Consider the following 14,989-nt stretch of genomic DNA (forward strand, 5'->3'; position numbering starts at 1 on the left):
CCGGATAGCGTGCAGGTAGAGTGCTTGCCATGGTGCAGCGAGGTGACGTGTACGACCGCAACTGCCCGACCCGGGTGATCGCGAACCACGCCACCGGGCAGTGGGGCAGCCTGGTGCTCGGCAAGCTCCTGGACGGCACGAAGCGGTTCGGCGAGCTGCGCCGCGAGGTGTCGGGGGTGAGCGAGAAGATGCTCGCCCAGACGTTGCAGGCGCTGGAGCGGGACGGGCTGGTGCACCGCGAGGTCCACCCCGTGATCCCGCCGCGGGTGGACTACTCGCTGACGACGCTGGGCGCGCACGCGGCGGAGCAGATCATCGGCCTGTTCGGGTGGATCGAGGAGAACCTGCCGGACTTCCTGGCGGCGCAGGAGGAGTACGACGCGCGGCGCGTGGAGAACGTGTGACAGATCACGTCCACACCTCCGACCTGTGCCGGGCTCGCCGGGACAACCGAGCGTGAGGACGGGCGAAATCCCACGTTTAGATCGGACGTCTGACGGGTAGAGGCAAACCAACAGCCGGTGAATTCCGGGGGTGGTTTGCCAGAATGAACGCCATGACGCAGCCCTTCACGGACGATAGTCACCCGGCCGAGCCCTATCCGGGAGCTCGGCCGGGACACTGCTTCGTGCACCTCGACGGCGCCGGCTGGCCGGTCACGCCCGATCCCGGTGCCGATTCCGGATGGCGGGTCGCCCCCGACGGGCAGGACCTGGACGACTGGCTCGCCGAGCACGGCGAACCGCCGTTGACGGGGCGGATGCCGGTGCTGGCGTACGGGTCGAACGCGAACCCGGCCAAGGTGACGTGGTTGCGGGAAGAACTGGGGTTGACCGGCCCGGCGGTCGTGCTGAGGGCCAGGTGCGAGGGGTTGTCGGCGGTGTGGGCCGCCGGGTTGCGCAAGACCGACGGGCAGCGGCCGGCGACGCTCGCCGCCGCGCCGGGCGTCGAGGAGGAGCACGCGGTGTGGTTCGCCACCGCGGAGCAGCTGCGGGTGCTCGACCGGTGCGAGGGCCGGGGGCTGCGGTACCGGTTGGTGCGGGTGCACACCGGGCGGGTGACGTTGTTCAACGGCGGCGTGGTGGATTCGGTGCTGGCGTACACCGGTGCGGGCACGAGGCGGATGCCGTTGCTGGTGGGCGGGCGGCCGGTGCGGTGCGCGGAGGTCGACCAGCGGAGGGCGCGCCGGCTCGGGGGCCGGCCGGCGGACGGGGACGGGCTGGACGTGACGCCCGTGCACGGCGACCCCTCGCCGGACGACTGGCCGGACCGGGTGTTCGTGTACGGGACGTTGCAGCCCGGGATGGCGGCCTGGGGCGTGGTGGAGCCGTTCGTGGTGGGCGAGCCGGTGCCGGCGGCGCTGTCCGGGACGTTGCACGACACGGGGCTGGGGTATCCGGCGTGGCGGCCCGGGAGCGGGGCGCGGGTGCCCGGGCACGTGCTGCGGGTGGAGCGGCCCGAGGAGGCGCTGCCGGTGCTGGACGAGTACGAGGGCGACCAGTACCGGCGGGTCCGGGTGACGTTGGCGGATGGGCAGGTGTGTTGGGCGTACGTGTGGAAGGCGGCGGTGGGTGACATGCCCGTGTTGTCCGGTGGGTGGGTCGAGGGGTAGCGGCCCGGCCGCCCGATGGGGTTGTGGACCAGCGTCATCGGTGCGCCCGATCCGGTGAATTTCTCGCCTATCCACCCAACCCTTCGGTGGTTGGGTACGTCCTCCTGATAAGGACCCGTTTCCTAGCAGGAGGTGGACATGAGGCGACTCGTGGCGTTCGGCGCCCTCGCGGTCGCGCTTGCCGCGTGCGGGAGCCCACAGCAGGCGGCCGAGCAGTCTTCGCTCGTGGTCGAGCCGTCCTCCGAGTCCGCGCCCGTGCCGCCGTCGTCGGCGCCGGTGACGTCCGCGCAGGTCTCCCCCACGGCGGCGCCGGCGTCGGGGCGGTGCACGGCGGCGGTGTTGGCGGGGTCGGTGGAGCCGACCGAGGCCGGTGCGGGGAACCGGTACGGCAAGCTCGTGGTGACCAACAACGGCGCGGGGCCGTGCACGTTGAACGGGTACAGCGGGTTGCAGTTGCTGGACTCGGCGGGCAACCCGGTGCCGACGGACCTCCAGCGGACGTCGGACCCCGGGCCCGCGCCGGTGGTGCTCGCGCCCGGGACGGCGGCGGCGGCGAACCTGCACTGGACGGTGGTGCCCACCGGTGACGAGCCGGTGGACCGGCCGTGCCAGGCGGAGGCGGCGCGGGCGGCGGCGATCCCGCCCGACGAGACCGAGCCGATGAGCCTGCGGTGGGGGTTGGGTCCGGTGTGCGCCGGCGGGAAGATCGAGATCAGCGCGTTCTACGCTGCCTAGGTGATCGAGTCCAACGTTCCCGGCCACGCCGGGGAGCTCGCGGTCCGCACCTGGCCCAACCTGGACGCCGACTGGCTCGCCGTCATCGTGCACGGCTACGGCGAGCACAGCGGCAGGTACGGGCACGTCGCCGAGGCGCTGGTGGAGGCGGGCGCGCTGGTGGTGGCCGCCGACCACGTCGGGCACGGGCGGTCCGAGGGGGAACGGGCGGTCATCGCCGACTTCGACGGCGTCGTGGCCGACGTCGGGGCCGCGGTGAGCTCGGCGGCGTCGGACCTGCCCACGGTGCTGATCGGGCACGGCGAGGGCGGGTTGGTCGCGGCGTGGTACGCGCAGCGCCACCCGCTGGCGGCGCTGGTGCTGTCGGCGCCGGTGCTCGGCACGTGGGAGGGGCTGGACCGGCCCGAGGAGCCGGTGGACCCGGAGTTGCTGTCACGCGACCCGGAGGTCGGCAAGAACTACGCGTCGGACCCGTTGGTGTGGCACGGGCCGTACAAGAGGGAGACCTTGGAGGCGCTGGAGCGCGCGCTCGACGAGGTCAACTACGGCCCCGCGCTGGAGCACCTGCCGGCGCTGTGGCTGCACGGGACCGCGGACGAGCTGGTGCCACTGGCCGAGACCCGGACCGGCACCGATCGGTTGCGCGGGCTGCTGTTCGAGGAGCGGGTCTACCCCGGCGCGCGGCACGAGGTGTTCCACGAGACCAACTCGGCCGAGGTGCTGGCCGACGTGGTCGACTTCGTGCGCCGGGCGCTCCGGCTGGGGTGATGGGACACACCCGGACGGGTGGGGCGGCCGACGCGGCGCCGCCCCACCCCGTCAGGAATCACTCGTCGTAGTCGCTGCCACCGTCGTCGTAGTCGGTGTCATCGTCGTAGTCGGTGTCATCGTCGTAGTCGGTGTCATCGTCGTACCAGTCGTTCGAGTCGGCCTCGGCGGATGTGGACCCGGTCCACGCGCCGTCGGGGCTGGACCACGCGTAGTGGTCGAAGTAGCCCGCGTTGCCGTCGTACGTCCACGCAGCCACGGTGAACGAGCCCGCGCCGTAGGACCCGGCCACCTGGTACTGCTCGAAGAAGTACGAGTTGCCGTAGGCGTCGGCGCCCGACGCCAGGTCGTGGACCGTGGCGCCGTCCGCCGTGGCGGACGCGCTGCCATGGTCGTACTCGACGTCGGCCGACGCGATGCCCGCGGCGCCGATGACGAGCGGGAGCGACAGCGCGCCCGCGGCGACCAGTCGGATGATGCTGCGCATGGTGGAACCTCCTTGGCGTAGATGGCCATGCGCTCACATCGTTACCTCGCACGACGCGCCACCGGACGTCGCCGACCGCATCGTGTGAACGGCGGTTAGACCGGCGAAAACGGCCTGATCAGCGGACATCACAAGGGGTGGGCGCAAGTCCCTGCTTATGGGTGACATCAATGGCACCCTCACGTGCCACACCGGTGTCATGGACAATTCGGGTCGAGATGGTGGGAGAAGACCTGGAGCTGCTGATCACCGCGGTGGTGGCGGCCGACGACGACCGGCAGGCGCGCGCCGCCTGCGCCGCACTGCTGCGCCAGGTCGGCGGGCGGGTGGTGCGGGCCATCGACTGCTCCGACGAGGAACCCGGCTGCTGGTCGGTGACGATCAGCCGGGTCAGCGGCGAGCGGGCGACGCAGAACGTGGCGGGCGCGCTGGCCCGCGCGGTGCGCACGTTCGTCCGGCAGCTCGGCGACGAGTTCCCCACGCCCAGGGTGGCCTGCGAGCCGCCGACGGCGTGGACGGTGCTGGAGGACCCGGCGCTGCTCGACGGCCTCGTGCCCGGCGCGGAGCGGCTGCTGGTGGAGGCGTGGGCGGGCGGTGACCCGCAGCAGAACCGGCCCGAGGTCGAGGCGCCGGACCGTTCGGCGCAGGCACCGGAGCCCGAACGGGTGCGCACGCGGTTGTCGTTGCGCGTCGACGTGGCCACCGACCGGTCCGCGGGCGCCGAGTGGCAGGCGCGGGCGGTAGCGAGCCGGGTCGCGAGAAGTGGCAAGATCACCCGAGTGGCTCCCCACGGGCACCTACTGAGCGTGCACATCGACCTCGGCGCGAGCGTTAATTCGCCCACGGTCGCGCTACAGGAGGCCGTGGCGTCGCTGGGCCGTTCGGGATGGTCGGACGTCGAGTGGTCCGGGGATTCCGGCACGGTCCGCTGGTCAGCCGCGCCGGCGCCGGAGGCGGGGATCGCCGCGCTGGCACTGACAGCGACACCGGACTCGGCATTCGTGTGGACGGTGCCGGACTGAACCTGTTGTCGCTGCCCCGATCGAGTGGATTTGCACTGCCACCCGGTCAGCCGATCTTGCTTGTGAATCGTGAAACTTTAGGTACTACTTTCAACTATAGGAACTCAAGCAGTTCAGCCGGGAGGGGTCGGGATCCGACATGGCCAGCATCGAAGAGGTCCGCGCCGCGATCGCACAGGCCGTCGAGAAGGCGGGCCAGAGCGTCAACGCCCTGCAACAGGCCGCCGACCTGGCCGAGGACGCCCAAGCCCTGCTGAGCACGGCGACGCAGGGCAGCGTCCAGGCCGACGTGGAGCAGGCGAACGCGCGGTTCGCCGAGGTGGTCAGCGGCGTCACCGACCTGCAGAAGCACCTCGGCGCCGGGATCTCCCAGGCCGAGAGCATCAACTCCAGGTTGTGACGTGACCTCGGTAGGCGAAGTCAAGCTCGCGCTGGAGCAGAGCTGCGAGTTCCTCCGGGACGCCTACCGCAGCGTCCGGGAGGCCCAGACCGCGTTGGACGAGGCCGTCGACATCCTGCTCGACGCGAGCGCCGACCACCACGAGTCCCTGGTGCCGCCCGGGTTCCTGGCGGCCGGTGAGAGGTTCGCCGACGAGTTGGAGCTGATCGTGGGCAGCCTGGAACTGGTCCAACGCCTAGCCGTGGAGCTGTGACGTGAGCAGGCGTGACGAGCGCCGCAGGAGGATCGAGGGCTCCTTCGAGGAGTTCCGCAGGGCGGTCGCCGCCGCGCTGGGCAACGCCTCGCGCGAGCACCGCCTCCTGGCCGACGAACGCGCGCGCGACATGTTCGAGGTGATCCTGCGCGGCGACGGCGTCGACCGGGCGCTGGCCGACCCGCTGCTGGCCGGGGCGCTGGCCAACCCGCTGTTCGAGCAGCAGCTGGCGCGGGCCCTGATCGACCGGGTCGAGGCGTTCCGCGAGTGGTCCGAGCGCGGCCCCGACCAGTTGACCGCGCTGGTCGGCGCGGCGGCCGAGGGCCCGGCGTCGTGGCCGCCGGAGGCGTGGCTCGGCACGCCGGGCACGGCCGACGGCAGCGACGGCGCGCCCGAGCTGTGGCGCATCGGCACCGGCGTGGTGCGCAGCGCGCCCGAGCCGCAGCGGTTCCCGGTGGCGGTGCCGCTGCTGGACCACTCGCACCTGCACGTCTCCTCCACCTACGAGAGCCGCGCCACGGCCGAGTCGCTGGTCGAGACCCTGCTGCTGCGGGTGCTCAGCCACTTCCAGCCCGGCCTGGTGCACGTGCACGTGTGGGACGTCGGCCAGCTCACCGGCGCGCTGCCCGGCCTGTACCCGCTGACCCGGGCGGGCCTGCTGACCGTGCACGACCCGGCCCGGCTGCACGAGCTGCTGGACGAGCTGTCCGACCACATCCGGCGGGTGCACACCGGCGTGCTGACCGAGGGCCACCAGTCGGTGCGGGCGGCCGGCGGGCGGCGCACCGAGCCGTGGCGGGTGGCGGTGCTGTTCGGCAACCGGCAGCCGTTGCGGGAGGAGCACCAGCAGCAGTTGCAGCGGGTCGCGCGCAACGGCCTCGCCGCGGGCATCCAGCTCTTCATCGTCGACATCCCGGTCACGGTCAACTCGCCGATCGAGACCGTCACCATCGCCGCGGACCACTCGGCGACCTGCACGATGACCGGCAAGCACGTCGCGGTCGCGCTCGACCCGCCGCTGCCGCGCGACCGGGTGCCCCGCGCGTGCGCGGCCATCGCGGACAAGCGCGAGGAGCGCCGCCACCGGCTCAGCACGTTCGCCGACCTGCTGCCCGAGCAGCTGTGGCGGGAGAACTCGTCGGCGGGCGTGCTCGCGCCGGTCGGGTTCCTGGAGGGCGAGCCGGTGCACGTGGGGCTGGGCGACACGTCGCCGCACGCGTTGATCGGCGGCCCCAGCGGCTCGGGCAAGACGAACTTCCTCTACGCCATGCTCGGCAGCCTCGCGGCCCGGTACGCGCCGGACGAGCTGGAGCTGTACCTGCTCGACTTCAAGGAGGGCGTGTCGTTCGCGCAGTTCGCGCCGGGCCGCAAGGACCCGACGTGGCTGCCGCACGCGCGGCTGGTCGGCGTGAACGTCAACACCGACCGCGAGTTCGGCGTGGCGCTGCTGGCGTTCCTGGCCGACGAGATGCGCCGGCGGGCGGACGCGGCCAAGCGGCACGAGGTCACCAAGCTGGAGCAGCTGCGCGAGGAGGACCCGCACGGCCACTGGCCGCGGATCGTGGCCGTGATCGACGAGTTCCAGTACCTGTTCGGCGAACGCGACCACGTCACCGCGCAGGCGACGCAGCTGCTGGAGGACGTGGCGCGGCGCGGCCGGTCGCAGGGCATCCACCTGGTGCTGTCCAGCCAGGACGTGTCCGGCATCGAGGGCTTCTGGGGCAAGTCGGCGATCTTCGAGCAGTTCACCGTGCGCATCGCGCTGCCCAAGGCGCGGCGGGTGCTGGCCGAGCCCCAGAACGACGCCGCGGTGGAGCTGCCGCGCTGGCACGCCGTGGTCAACCACGAGTCGGGCGTGCGGCCGGGCAACGAGGTCGCGCGCATCCCGGACGCCACCGCCAAGGGCACGTTCGAGGTGTTGCAGGCCGAGCTGCACCGCAGGCGCCCGGCGGACCTGGCCGAGCCGATCCTGTTCGACGGCAGCAAGGTGCCCGCGCTGCACGCGATGCCGGACTTCCGGGCGTTGCGCCCGGTCGAGGGCGGCAACCCCACCGTGCTGCTGGGCCAGGTGATCGACGTGGCGGGCAGCGCGGCCGGGGTGCGGTTCGCCCGCACGCCGGGCCGCAACATCGCGGTGCTCGGCTCCCTGGCCGACGACGCGGCGGGCGTGCTGGCCGGCGCGGCGCTGTCGCTGGCCCGCCAGCACGAGCCGGACGACGCCCGGTTCACCCTGGCGTGCCTGGCCGAGGACGCCTGGCCGCACGCGGAACGCCTGCACAAGCAGCTGAGCGACGCGGGCCACACCGTCGAGCTGCTCGGTCTGGACGGCATCCGGGCGATGGTGGACGGCACCGCGGCGCGGATCACCGCGAGCATGACCGGTGAGACCGGCGCGCCGCTGCCACCGCACTACCTGGTGGTTTACGCGGTGGACGCGGCGCACACCCTGTTGGAGGTGAAGGACCCGACGACCCGGGCCTCCGGGGTGGACAGCCTGCGGACCGTGCTCAAGCACGGGCCGGAGAACCGCACCCACGTGCTGGGGTGGTGGCGTGGCGCGCAGCGGCTGAAGAACAGCCTGCCGCCGGGCGTCTACGACGACATCGGCGCGTGGATCGCGTTCGACGTGCAGGGCAAGGAACTGCTGTCGTTCGGGCCGGAGCAGGTCATGGCGTGGTCACCGCGACCGCGACGGGGCCTGTTCTTCGACCGGTTCGAGCACTCGCGGCCGCAGGTCGTCATCCCGTTCGACACCCGGGAGGAACCATGATCAGCCACGCCTCAGTGGTGCCCGCGCAGCGCACCGGCGGGCACGGCGCGCCGGAGGTCGGGGCGGTCTCGGCGATCGACCGGTACCGGGAGGTCGTCGCGCTGGCCGGCGAGTCGGTGGAGCGGATGCGCGCCGCCGACCGGGCGCGGGTGCGGCGGCTGCTGGAGCGGCTGGCCGAGTCGCAGGACCGGATGGCGGCGGTGATCGACCAGGAGAAGCTGGTCAAGCAGGTCGTCGCGGAGCACTGGGAGGCCGTGGTCAAGCTGCTGTGGGACGAGCGGTGGTTCACCATGACCACCGTGCCCGCGCCGGACGAGTCCGTGCCGCCGCGCGACCAGGCCGACTACAACACCGCGCTGGACCTGGCGTTCCGGGCGTTGGAGGAGGCGGCGCAGAAGCGCGCGTTGTTCCGCTAGAAGCCCCAGGAGACGGCGACGGTGTCGAAGTCGAGCTCGGCGTCGGCGCGGCGGTAGGTGGCCAGGGCGGCGGCGTTGTCCTTCTCGGTGCCGGTCCACACGCCGGTGCAGCCGCGTTCCCGGGCCAGGTCGATCAGGCGGGCGATCAGCGCGCTCGCGACGCCCCGCCGCCGGTGGGGGTCGTCCACGCCGAGCTCGTAGAGGAACATCTCCACGCCCTTGTCGGGGTGGATGGTCTCCACACCGGACACGAACCCGGCCGGCTCGCCGTCGACGTAGGCGACGAGCAGGTGGTGGCGGTCGTCGGCGAGGAACGCGCGGGTGGCGTCCTCGCGCGGCGGGTCGTCGAACAAGTGGCCCGCGGCCACCACCGCGTCGAACGACGTGACCAGCCGGATGTCCATGCGGGCGAGGGTAGCTCTTGGGTGATGATGCGGTCATGCGCGTTCTGCCCACCCCCGCCGACGTGTCCGCCGCCACCCCCGACCCGATCGCCCGGTGGGCCGCCCAGTCCCTGCTGCCCGGCCGCGGCGGCACGGCCTGGGCGCACGGCGACGCGGTCGCGGTGCTCGCGCCCGCGTTGTACCGCTTCGACCGCCTGGTGCTGACCGGGCCGGTGGACGACGTGGCGACGTTGCTGCGCGCGCACGTGCGGCCCGACGTGATACCCCTGGTCACCACCGCCGTGGCCGAGCAGCTCGACTGGCCGGTCCGCGGCACGTTCGGCTGGATGCACCGCACCGGCTCCCTCGACCCGGCACCGGGCCCCCGCTGGCTGACCGAAGCCGACTGGGACGACGTCGAAGCGCTTCTGCGCGAGGCGAACCCGGACTCCTGGGTCCGGCCGCGCGAACCGGGTGCGTCCCGCTGGGCGGGCATCCGCGCCGACGGCGTCCTGATCTCCGTCGCCGCCGACGCCTGGCCGTCCCCCTCGGTCGGCTTCATCGCCGGCGTGGCGACCCACCCCGACCACCGCGGCAGGGCGCTGTCCACCACCGTCTGCGGGTTCGTCGCGAGCGCCCTGCTCGCCGAGCGCGGCACGTGCGGCCTGATGGTCCACCAGTGGAACGAGGCCGCCATCGGGGTCTACCGGCGGCTCGGCTTCACCTACCGCAGCGTGACCACGCTTCGGGACTCAGCTCACACCTGATCGGCGGAACAGCCCCGCGACGCGGCGGTGTTGCACGCGGTATGACGCCGAGCACCGCGCGCGAGATCCGTCTCGCCTCCCGCCCCGAAGGCTTCCCGACCCCGGAGAACTTCGAGCTGGTCGAAGTGCCCCTCCCGGAGGTCGCCGACGGTCAAGTGCTGGTCCGCAACCAGGTGATGAGCGTGGACCCGTACATGCGGGGCCGGATGAACGCGGGCAAGTCCTACGTGGCGCCGTTCGAGGTCGGCGCGGCGCTCGACGGCGGCGCGGTCGGCGAGGTGGTGGCGTCGAAGGCGCCCGGCTTCGAGGTCGGCGACACCGTGCTGCACGGCCTGGGCTGGCGCGAGTACGCCGCGGTGGACGCCGCCCACGCGACGAAGGTCGACCCGCAGGCCGCCCCGATCGGCGCGTACCTGGGCGTGCTCGGCATGCCGGGCATGACGGCGTACGCGGGCCTGCTCGAGGTCGCCGCGTTCAAGGAGGGCGACGTGGTGTTCGTCTCCGGCGCGGCGGGCGCGGTCGGCCAGGTCGCGGGCCAGGTGGCCCGGCTGCGCGGCGCCAAGCGGGTGATCGGCAGCGCGGGCAGCGACGCCAAGGTCGAGTACCTGGTGGAGGAGCTGGGCTTCGACGCGGCGTTCAACTACAAGGACGGCCCGGTGGGCGAGCTGCTGGCCCAGGCCGCGCCGGACGGGATCGACGTGTACTTCGACAACGTCGGCGGCGACCACCTGGAGGCCGCGATCGACGCGTTCACCGACCACGGCCGGGCCGCGCTGTGCGGCGCGATCTCCCACTACAACACCAAGACCCCCATCGGCCCGCGCAACCTCGGCCTGGCCGTCGGCAAGCGCCTGACCCTGCGCGGCTTCCTCGTGCACGACCACAAGCACCTGCGGGCGGACTTCGTCCGCGAGGTCGGCGGCTGGATCGACTCGGGCGAGCTGCGCTACCGGGAGACCGTGACCGAGGGCCTGGACCGCGCGCCGGAGGCGTTCATCGGCATGCTGCGCGGCGAGAACCTCGGCAAGGCGCTCGTCACCCTGTAGGGAAATCCGGTTGGGCACGTGCCGGCGGTGCGCTAGCGTCGCCGGCATGTGCGCCTGTGCCGTGACCCGGATGCGCCGCGTCTAGCGGCGGCACCCCGGTTCCGCCGCTCCAGCGAGTCCTCGCCGGGCGGCATCTTCCTCCGCTGCCCGGTTCGCTTCCAGCAGCCGCGGAGCCCCTTCAGTGCGCACGCACCACGACGGCCGGCACGAGCACGGTCAGAACTTCCTCGTCGACCGGACCGTCATCACCGACGTGGTCGACCTCGTCGCCCGGACCAGCGGGCCGATCCTGGAGATCGGCTGCGGCTCCGGCGCGTTGACCCTGCCGCTCCAGGCCCTGGGCCGCCCGCTCACCGGCGTGGAGGTCGACCCGGCCCGGGTGCGCGAGCTGCGCCGCCGCGTGGCGCCGACCACGACGCTGGTCGAGGCCGACTTCCTGCGCCACCGCCTGCCGCGCGAGCCGCACGTCCTGGTCGGCAACCTGCCGTTCCACCTGACCACGGCGGTGCTGCGCCGGGTCGTGCACGCCGGGCACTGGACGGACGCCGTGCTGCTCGTGCAGTGGGAGGTGGCGCGCCGCCGGGCGGGCGTGGGCGGCGCGACGATGATGACCGCCCAGTGGTGGCCCTGGTACTCGTTCACGCTGGTCCGACGCGTGCCGGCGGCGGCGTTCCGGCCCCGTCCCGGCGTGGACGGCGGCCTGCTGGCGGTGACCCGCCGCCGGACGCCGCTGGTGGACCCCCGCGACCGCCGCCGCTACCAGGCGTTCGCGCACCGCGTGTTCACCGGCCGGGGCCGGGGCGTGCCGGCGATCCTGCGCGCGGCCTACCCGCGGGCCCGGACCGCCGACTGGGCGCGCCGCCACCGCCTCACCGACCGCACCCTGCCGCGCGACCTGACCGCCGGGCAGTGGGCCGAGCTGTTCGCCCTCACTCCGCCGGAGCGGTGAGGTCCTCGCCGAACCGGTACGCCTGGAGGCAGTAGTCGAAGCCGGACTCGACCATCGGGTCCAGCCCTTCCCGCTCGCAGTGCTCCAGGAACCCCTCGGCCGCGTGCCACCGCTCGCCGTCGAACCAGAACACCCCGCCGGCGTAGTGGATGGTGTTGCCGGTGGCCTCGTCGGCGAGGTTCAGCGACTCGTAGTTCTCCGGGCGGTTGCGCACCAGCCGCACGAGGTCCTCGGGCACGCCCCGGTAGAGGGATTCCTGGAGCGCGTAGTCGCCCTCCGCGTACAGGTTGAGGTCGGTCTCGTGGTCGAACGTCAGCAGCAGCGCCCGCCCCTCGGGGGTGAAGTACCAGACGGTCGACTGGCCGCCCCGGTCGTTCCACCCGAACCGGTCCGCGCCGTCCACGGTCATCGGCGCCACGTCGACGGCCTCGCCGATGGTCGCCGCACGTCGCCGCACCTCGACCAACGGGGTCGCCTGGAGGGCCTCCCACGTCTCACTCATGCCGGGCAGGCTACTGACCGGCGCACCGCTCCACCCGGCATTCACACGACCTGACCATCGGCGGCCACCACACGCCCCTCGTGCACCACGAGCGTGCGCGGAGCGCGATCCATCACCGCGCCCGTCACCGTGTCGCCCGGCACCACCACCAGGTCGGCGGGCGCGCCCTCGGTCAGCCCCAGCACCCGGCCCATGACCGCCGCGCCGCCCCGCGTGGCGATGTCGACGCACATCTCCACCAGCTCGTCGCGGCGGAACCCGTTGCGGTGGGCGAGCTGCCAGGCCCGGTCGAGCATGTCGCCGTTGCCGTAGGGCGACCAGTAGTCCCGGATGCCGTCCTGGCCGAGCCCGACCCGCACGCCCGCCCACCGCAGCTGCCGCAGCGGCAGCGGGTCGCGCACGCCCGGCGCGACCGTGGTCACCGCGATGTCGTGCTCCGCCAACCGCTCCACCAGGTCGCGCCGCCGGTCCTCGTCCACAGTGGACAGGGCGAACGCGTGGCTGATCGTCACCTGGCCCCGCATGCCCAGGGCGCTCACCCGCTCGCAGATCAGCTCGACCTGGAACGCGCCCAGCGAGCCCGCGTCGTGCAGGTGCACGTCCACCCCGCGCTGGTGCTTCTCCGCCAGCCCGAACACGACGTCCAGGTGCCGCACCGGATCGCGGTCGTAGCCCGCCGGGTCGAGGCCGCCGACCAGGTCGGCCCCGGACCGCAGCGCCGCGTCCAGCAGGTCCGCGGTGCCCTTCTCGCGCAGGATGCCGCACTGCGGGAACGCCACCACCTCGACGTGCGCCCGCCCGGCGTGCTCCTGCCGGGCGGCGAGCACGCCCTCCAGCTTCTCCAGCCCCGAGTCGACGTCCACCTGCGCGTGGCTGCGCACGTGCGTCGCGCCGAACGCGATCGTCCGCCCGAGCGTGTGCGTGGCGCGGTCGGCGACGGACGCCTCCGCCGACCGCCAGTTGCGCCGGTCGTTGTCGATCAGCTCGGCCAGGCCCTCGCCCGCGCTGTGCGGGCGGAACGGCAGGCCGAGCCGGGTGGAGTCGAGGTGCGCGTGCGCGTCGGTGAACGCGGGCAGCAGCACGCCGCCCCGCCCGTCGGCCACCGGCACGTCGGGCGGCGGGAGGAGGTCCGGGCCGAACGCCGCGACGCGCCCGCCCTCGCAGAGCACGTCCACCACGGGTGCGCCGGGGGCGTTCGGCCACGGCCGCACGGAACGGATCAGCAGGTCACCGGTCACCAGGCGACGCTAGCCCCGCGCGGGTGCCGCCGCCAGCGAGGAGCTTGCCCGGGTTGAGCACGCCGGTCGGGTCCAGCGTCCGCTTCACCGACGCCAGCACGTCCAGGCCGAGCGCGCCGACCTCGGCCTCCAGGTACGGCGCGTGGTCCGTGCCCACGGCGTGGTGGTGGCTGATCGTGCCGAGCCCGGTGATGGCCTCGCTCGCGGCGGCCTTGGCCACCTGCCACTGCCCGACCGGGTCGGCCGCGTCCCGGGCCGCCAGCACCGTGAAGTACAGCGACGCGCCGGTCTCGTAGGCGTGCGAGATGTGGCACATGACCACGCAGTCGCCCAGCGCGTCGACCAGCGCCTCGCGGACCGCGGCGCGCAGCTCCGACACCCGGGACCAGTGCGTGGCCGTCTCCAGGGTCTCCACGCACACCCCGACCTCCATCAACGCGTCCCGCTGCCGGGGACCGTTGAACCGGCCGTGCCGCCACGCCTCGCCGAGCGCCCTGCCCAGGCCCACGAGCCGGACCCCGCGCACCGTCTCGGCCCGCCGCCGCGCGACTTCGGCCTTCGACGCGCCGTGCCACCCGAGGATGAGCATGCACGGCTGCCGGACGCCCCTCGCCCGCAGGTACGCCTTGAGCGCGTTCGTCTTCCAGCCGCCGGCCAGTGCGAGCGACACCGCCGTCTCGTCCACATCGGACAGTCGGGTGACGTCGGCGAGCACCCGCCGCTGCGCCAACCGGCGCACCACGGCCGACCCGCGCTCCCAGCCGTCCACGATGAAACCCTCGTACCGCTCGACCACCGGCCGCGGGCGCACGCGCAGCGAGACCTCGGTGATGACGCCGAACGCGCCTTCGCTGCCGACCACCAACTGCTTGAGGTCGGGCCCGGCGGCGGACGCGGGAGCGCTGCCCAGCCGCCACTCGCCCACCGGCGTGGCCAGCCGCACGCCCTCCACCATGTCCTCGAAGCGCCCGTAGCCGGACGACGCCTGCCCGGCCGACCGGGTCGCGGCGAACCCGCCGACGGTGGCCCGCTCGTAGGACTGCGGCACGTGCCCGGTGGTGAGCCCGTGCGCGGCCAGCAACCGCTCCGCCTGCGGCGCGGGCAACCCGGCCTGGAGCACGGCGAGGCGGGACACCGGGTCCACCGAGACCAGCCGGTCGAGCCGGTTCAGGTCGAGCGCGATCACCGCCGCCTTGTCGCCGCGCAGGGCGTTCACGCCGCCGACGACGGACGTGCCGCCGCCGAACGGCACCACGGCCACGTCGTGCTCGACGCACGCCTTCAGCACGTCGACCACCTGCTCCGGCGACGCGGGCAGCACCACCGCGTCCGGCACGGACAGTTCGCCGTCACCGCGCTGCCGCACCAGGTCCACGTAGGACAGCCCGCCCGCGCGCCCGAGCCGCGAGTCCCGGTCGACCCGGACGTAGCCGGGGCCGACGACCTCACCCAGGGCCGCCCTGGCCGTGTCGCTCAGCAACGACTCCGGTACCTGCGGCGCGCGTGCCGGCGTGCGGACGTCACCCAGCCCGATCCGCTCCTTCAACCACCGCAACGCGTGCGGCGGGAGCGAGCCCGCGACGGGAGTCCAACTGCCCCGGAGGGTGTGGTCGATGCGCTCGGTCACCGCTACAGTGTGAC

17 protein-coding genes are annotated in these 14,989 nt (G+C 73.4%); 12 read left to right on the top strand and 5 right to left on the bottom strand.

What is annotated here, in order from left to right:
• Nucleotides 1–29 precede the first annotated feature (29 nt).
• The 4 genes from ACIQMJ_RS02190 to ACIQMJ_RS02205 all read left to right on the top strand — a co-directional run bounded on the left by ACIQMJ_RS02190 (nucleotide 30) and on the right by ACIQMJ_RS02205 (nucleotide 3,115).
• Nucleotides 30–404: a winged helix-turn-helix transcriptional regulator gene (locus ACIQMJ_RS02190; protein ID WP_499759184.1), complete on the top strand. Its 375-nt coding sequence runs from the start codon at nucleotides 30–32 to the stop codon at nucleotides 402–404.
• A 224-nt stretch (nucleotides 405–628) separates the two neighbouring features.
• Nucleotides 629–1,612 (top strand): gamma-glutamylcyclotransferase, encoded by a 984-nt coding sequence (locus ACIQMJ_RS02195; protein ID WP_499759185.1) that lies wholly within the window; start codon nucleotides 629–631, stop codon nucleotides 1,610–1,612.
• Nucleotides 1,613–1,750: 138 nt separating this feature from the next.
• A complete protein-coding gene (locus ACIQMJ_RS02200; protein ID WP_499759186.1) occupies nucleotides 1,751–2,347 on the top strand; it encodes a DUF4232 domain-containing protein in 597 nt (198 codons plus the stop codon).
• Entirely contained in the window at nucleotides 2,348–3,115 is a 768-nt protein-coding gene (locus ACIQMJ_RS02205; protein WP_499759187.1) for an alpha/beta fold hydrolase, read from the top strand.
• A gap of 58 nt (nucleotides 3,116–3,173) precedes the next feature.
• On the opposite strand, the gene ACIQMJ_RS02210 is transcribed toward ACIQMJ_RS02205, so the two are convergent.
• A complete protein-coding gene (locus ACIQMJ_RS02210; RefSeq protein ID WP_499759188.1) occupies nucleotides 3,174–3,602 on the bottom strand; it encodes a hypothetical protein in 429 nt (142 codons plus the stop codon).
• 218 nt (nucleotides 3,603–3,820) lie between these two features.
• On the opposite strand from ACIQMJ_RS02210, the gene ACIQMJ_RS02215 reads away from it, so the two are divergent.
• From ACIQMJ_RS02215 to ACIQMJ_RS02235, 5 genes are all read left to right on the top strand, one after another.
• On the top strand, nucleotides 3,821–4,624 hold the full coding sequence (locus ACIQMJ_RS02215; protein ID WP_499759189.1) for a hypothetical protein: 804 nt from the start codon (nucleotides 3,821–3,823) through the stop codon (nucleotides 4,622–4,624).
• Between the two features lie 139 nt (nucleotides 4,625–4,763).
• On the top strand, nucleotides 4,764–5,024 hold the full coding sequence (locus ACIQMJ_RS02220) for a hypothetical protein (protein ID WP_141979330.1): 261 nt from the start codon (nucleotides 4,764–4,766) through the stop codon (nucleotides 5,022–5,024).
• 1 nt (nucleotide 5,025) lies between these two features.
• Nucleotides 5,026–5,277: a prefoldin domain-containing protein gene (locus tag ACIQMJ_RS02225; protein WP_499759190.1), complete on the top strand. Its 252-nt coding sequence runs from the start codon at nucleotides 5,026–5,028 to the stop codon at nucleotides 5,275–5,277.
• Between the two features lies 1 nt (nucleotide 5,278).
• Nucleotides 5,279–8,047 carry an FtsK/SpoIIIE domain-containing protein gene (locus tag ACIQMJ_RS02230; RefSeq protein WP_499759191.1) on the top strand — a complete coding sequence of 923 codons (2,769 nt, stop codon included), beginning with the start codon at nucleotides 5,279–5,281 and terminating at the stop codon, nucleotides 8,045–8,047.
• Nucleotides 8,044–8,463, top strand: a complete 420-nt coding sequence (locus ACIQMJ_RS02235; RefSeq protein ID WP_499759192.1) for a hypothetical protein — start codon at nucleotides 8,044–8,046, stop codon at nucleotides 8,461–8,463. Before ACIQMJ_RS02230 ends, ACIQMJ_RS02235 begins: the two co-directional genes overlap by 4 nt.
• On the opposite strand, the gene ACIQMJ_RS02240 is transcribed toward ACIQMJ_RS02235, so the two are convergent.
• On the bottom strand, nucleotides 8,460–8,867 hold the full coding sequence (locus ACIQMJ_RS02240; RefSeq protein WP_499759193.1) for a GNAT family N-acetyltransferase: 408 nt from the start codon (nucleotides 8,865–8,867) through the stop codon (nucleotides 8,460–8,462). The genes ACIQMJ_RS02235 and ACIQMJ_RS02240 overlap by 4 nt on opposite strands.
• 35 nt (nucleotides 8,868–8,902) lie before the next feature.
• Between ACIQMJ_RS02240 and ACIQMJ_RS02245 the strand changes: the two genes are divergently transcribed.
• The 3 genes from ACIQMJ_RS02245 (at nucleotide 8,903) to erm (ending at nucleotide 11,608) form a co-directional block, all read left to right on the top strand.
• Nucleotides 8,903–9,613, top strand: a complete 711-nt coding sequence (locus ACIQMJ_RS02245) for a GNAT family N-acetyltransferase (RefSeq protein ID WP_499759194.1) — start codon at nucleotides 8,903–8,905, stop codon at nucleotides 9,611–9,613.
• A gap of 41 nt (nucleotides 9,614–9,654) precedes the next feature.
• Nucleotides 9,655–10,659, top strand: coding sequence for an NADP-dependent oxidoreductase (locus ACIQMJ_RS02250; RefSeq protein ID WP_499759195.1), 1,005 nt, complete (start codon nucleotides 9,655–9,657; stop codon nucleotides 10,657–10,659).
• 181 nt (nucleotides 10,660–10,840) lie between these two features.
• Nucleotides 10,841–11,608: a 23S ribosomal RNA methyltransferase Erm gene (erm, locus tag ACIQMJ_RS02255; protein ID WP_499759196.1), complete on the top strand. Its 768-nt coding sequence runs from the start codon at nucleotides 10,841–10,843 to the stop codon at nucleotides 11,606–11,608.
• Here the strand turns inward: erm and ACIQMJ_RS02260 are convergent.
• Genes ACIQMJ_RS02260 through ACIQMJ_RS02270 form a run of 3 tightly spaced genes read right to left on the bottom strand, consistent with a single transcriptional unit; the run spans nucleotide 11,589 to nucleotide 14,975 of the window.
• Nucleotides 11,589–12,110: a hypothetical protein gene (locus tag ACIQMJ_RS02260; protein ID WP_499759197.1), complete on the bottom strand. Its 522-nt coding sequence runs from the start codon at nucleotides 12,108–12,110 to the stop codon at nucleotides 11,589–11,591. The two genes, erm and ACIQMJ_RS02260, sit on opposite strands and share 20 nt — an antisense overlap.
• Before the next feature lie 41 nt (nucleotides 12,111–12,151).
• On the bottom strand, nucleotides 12,152–13,348 hold the full coding sequence (locus ACIQMJ_RS02265) for an amidohydrolase (protein WP_499759198.1): 1,197 nt from the start codon (nucleotides 13,346–13,348) through the stop codon (nucleotides 12,152–12,154).
• A complete protein-coding gene (locus ACIQMJ_RS02270) occupies nucleotides 13,338–14,975 on the bottom strand; it encodes an FAD-binding oxidoreductase (RefSeq protein ID WP_499759199.1) in 1,638 nt (545 codons plus the stop codon). Before ACIQMJ_RS02270 ends, ACIQMJ_RS02265 begins: the two co-directional genes overlap by 11 nt.
• Nucleotides 14,976–14,989: the final 14 nt, after the last annotated feature.

It is taken from the genome of Actinosynnema sp. NPDC091369 (assembly GCF_044757065.1).
Taxonomy (GTDB): Bacteria; Actinomycetota; Actinomycetes; order Mycobacteriales; family Pseudonocardiaceae; genus Actinosynnema.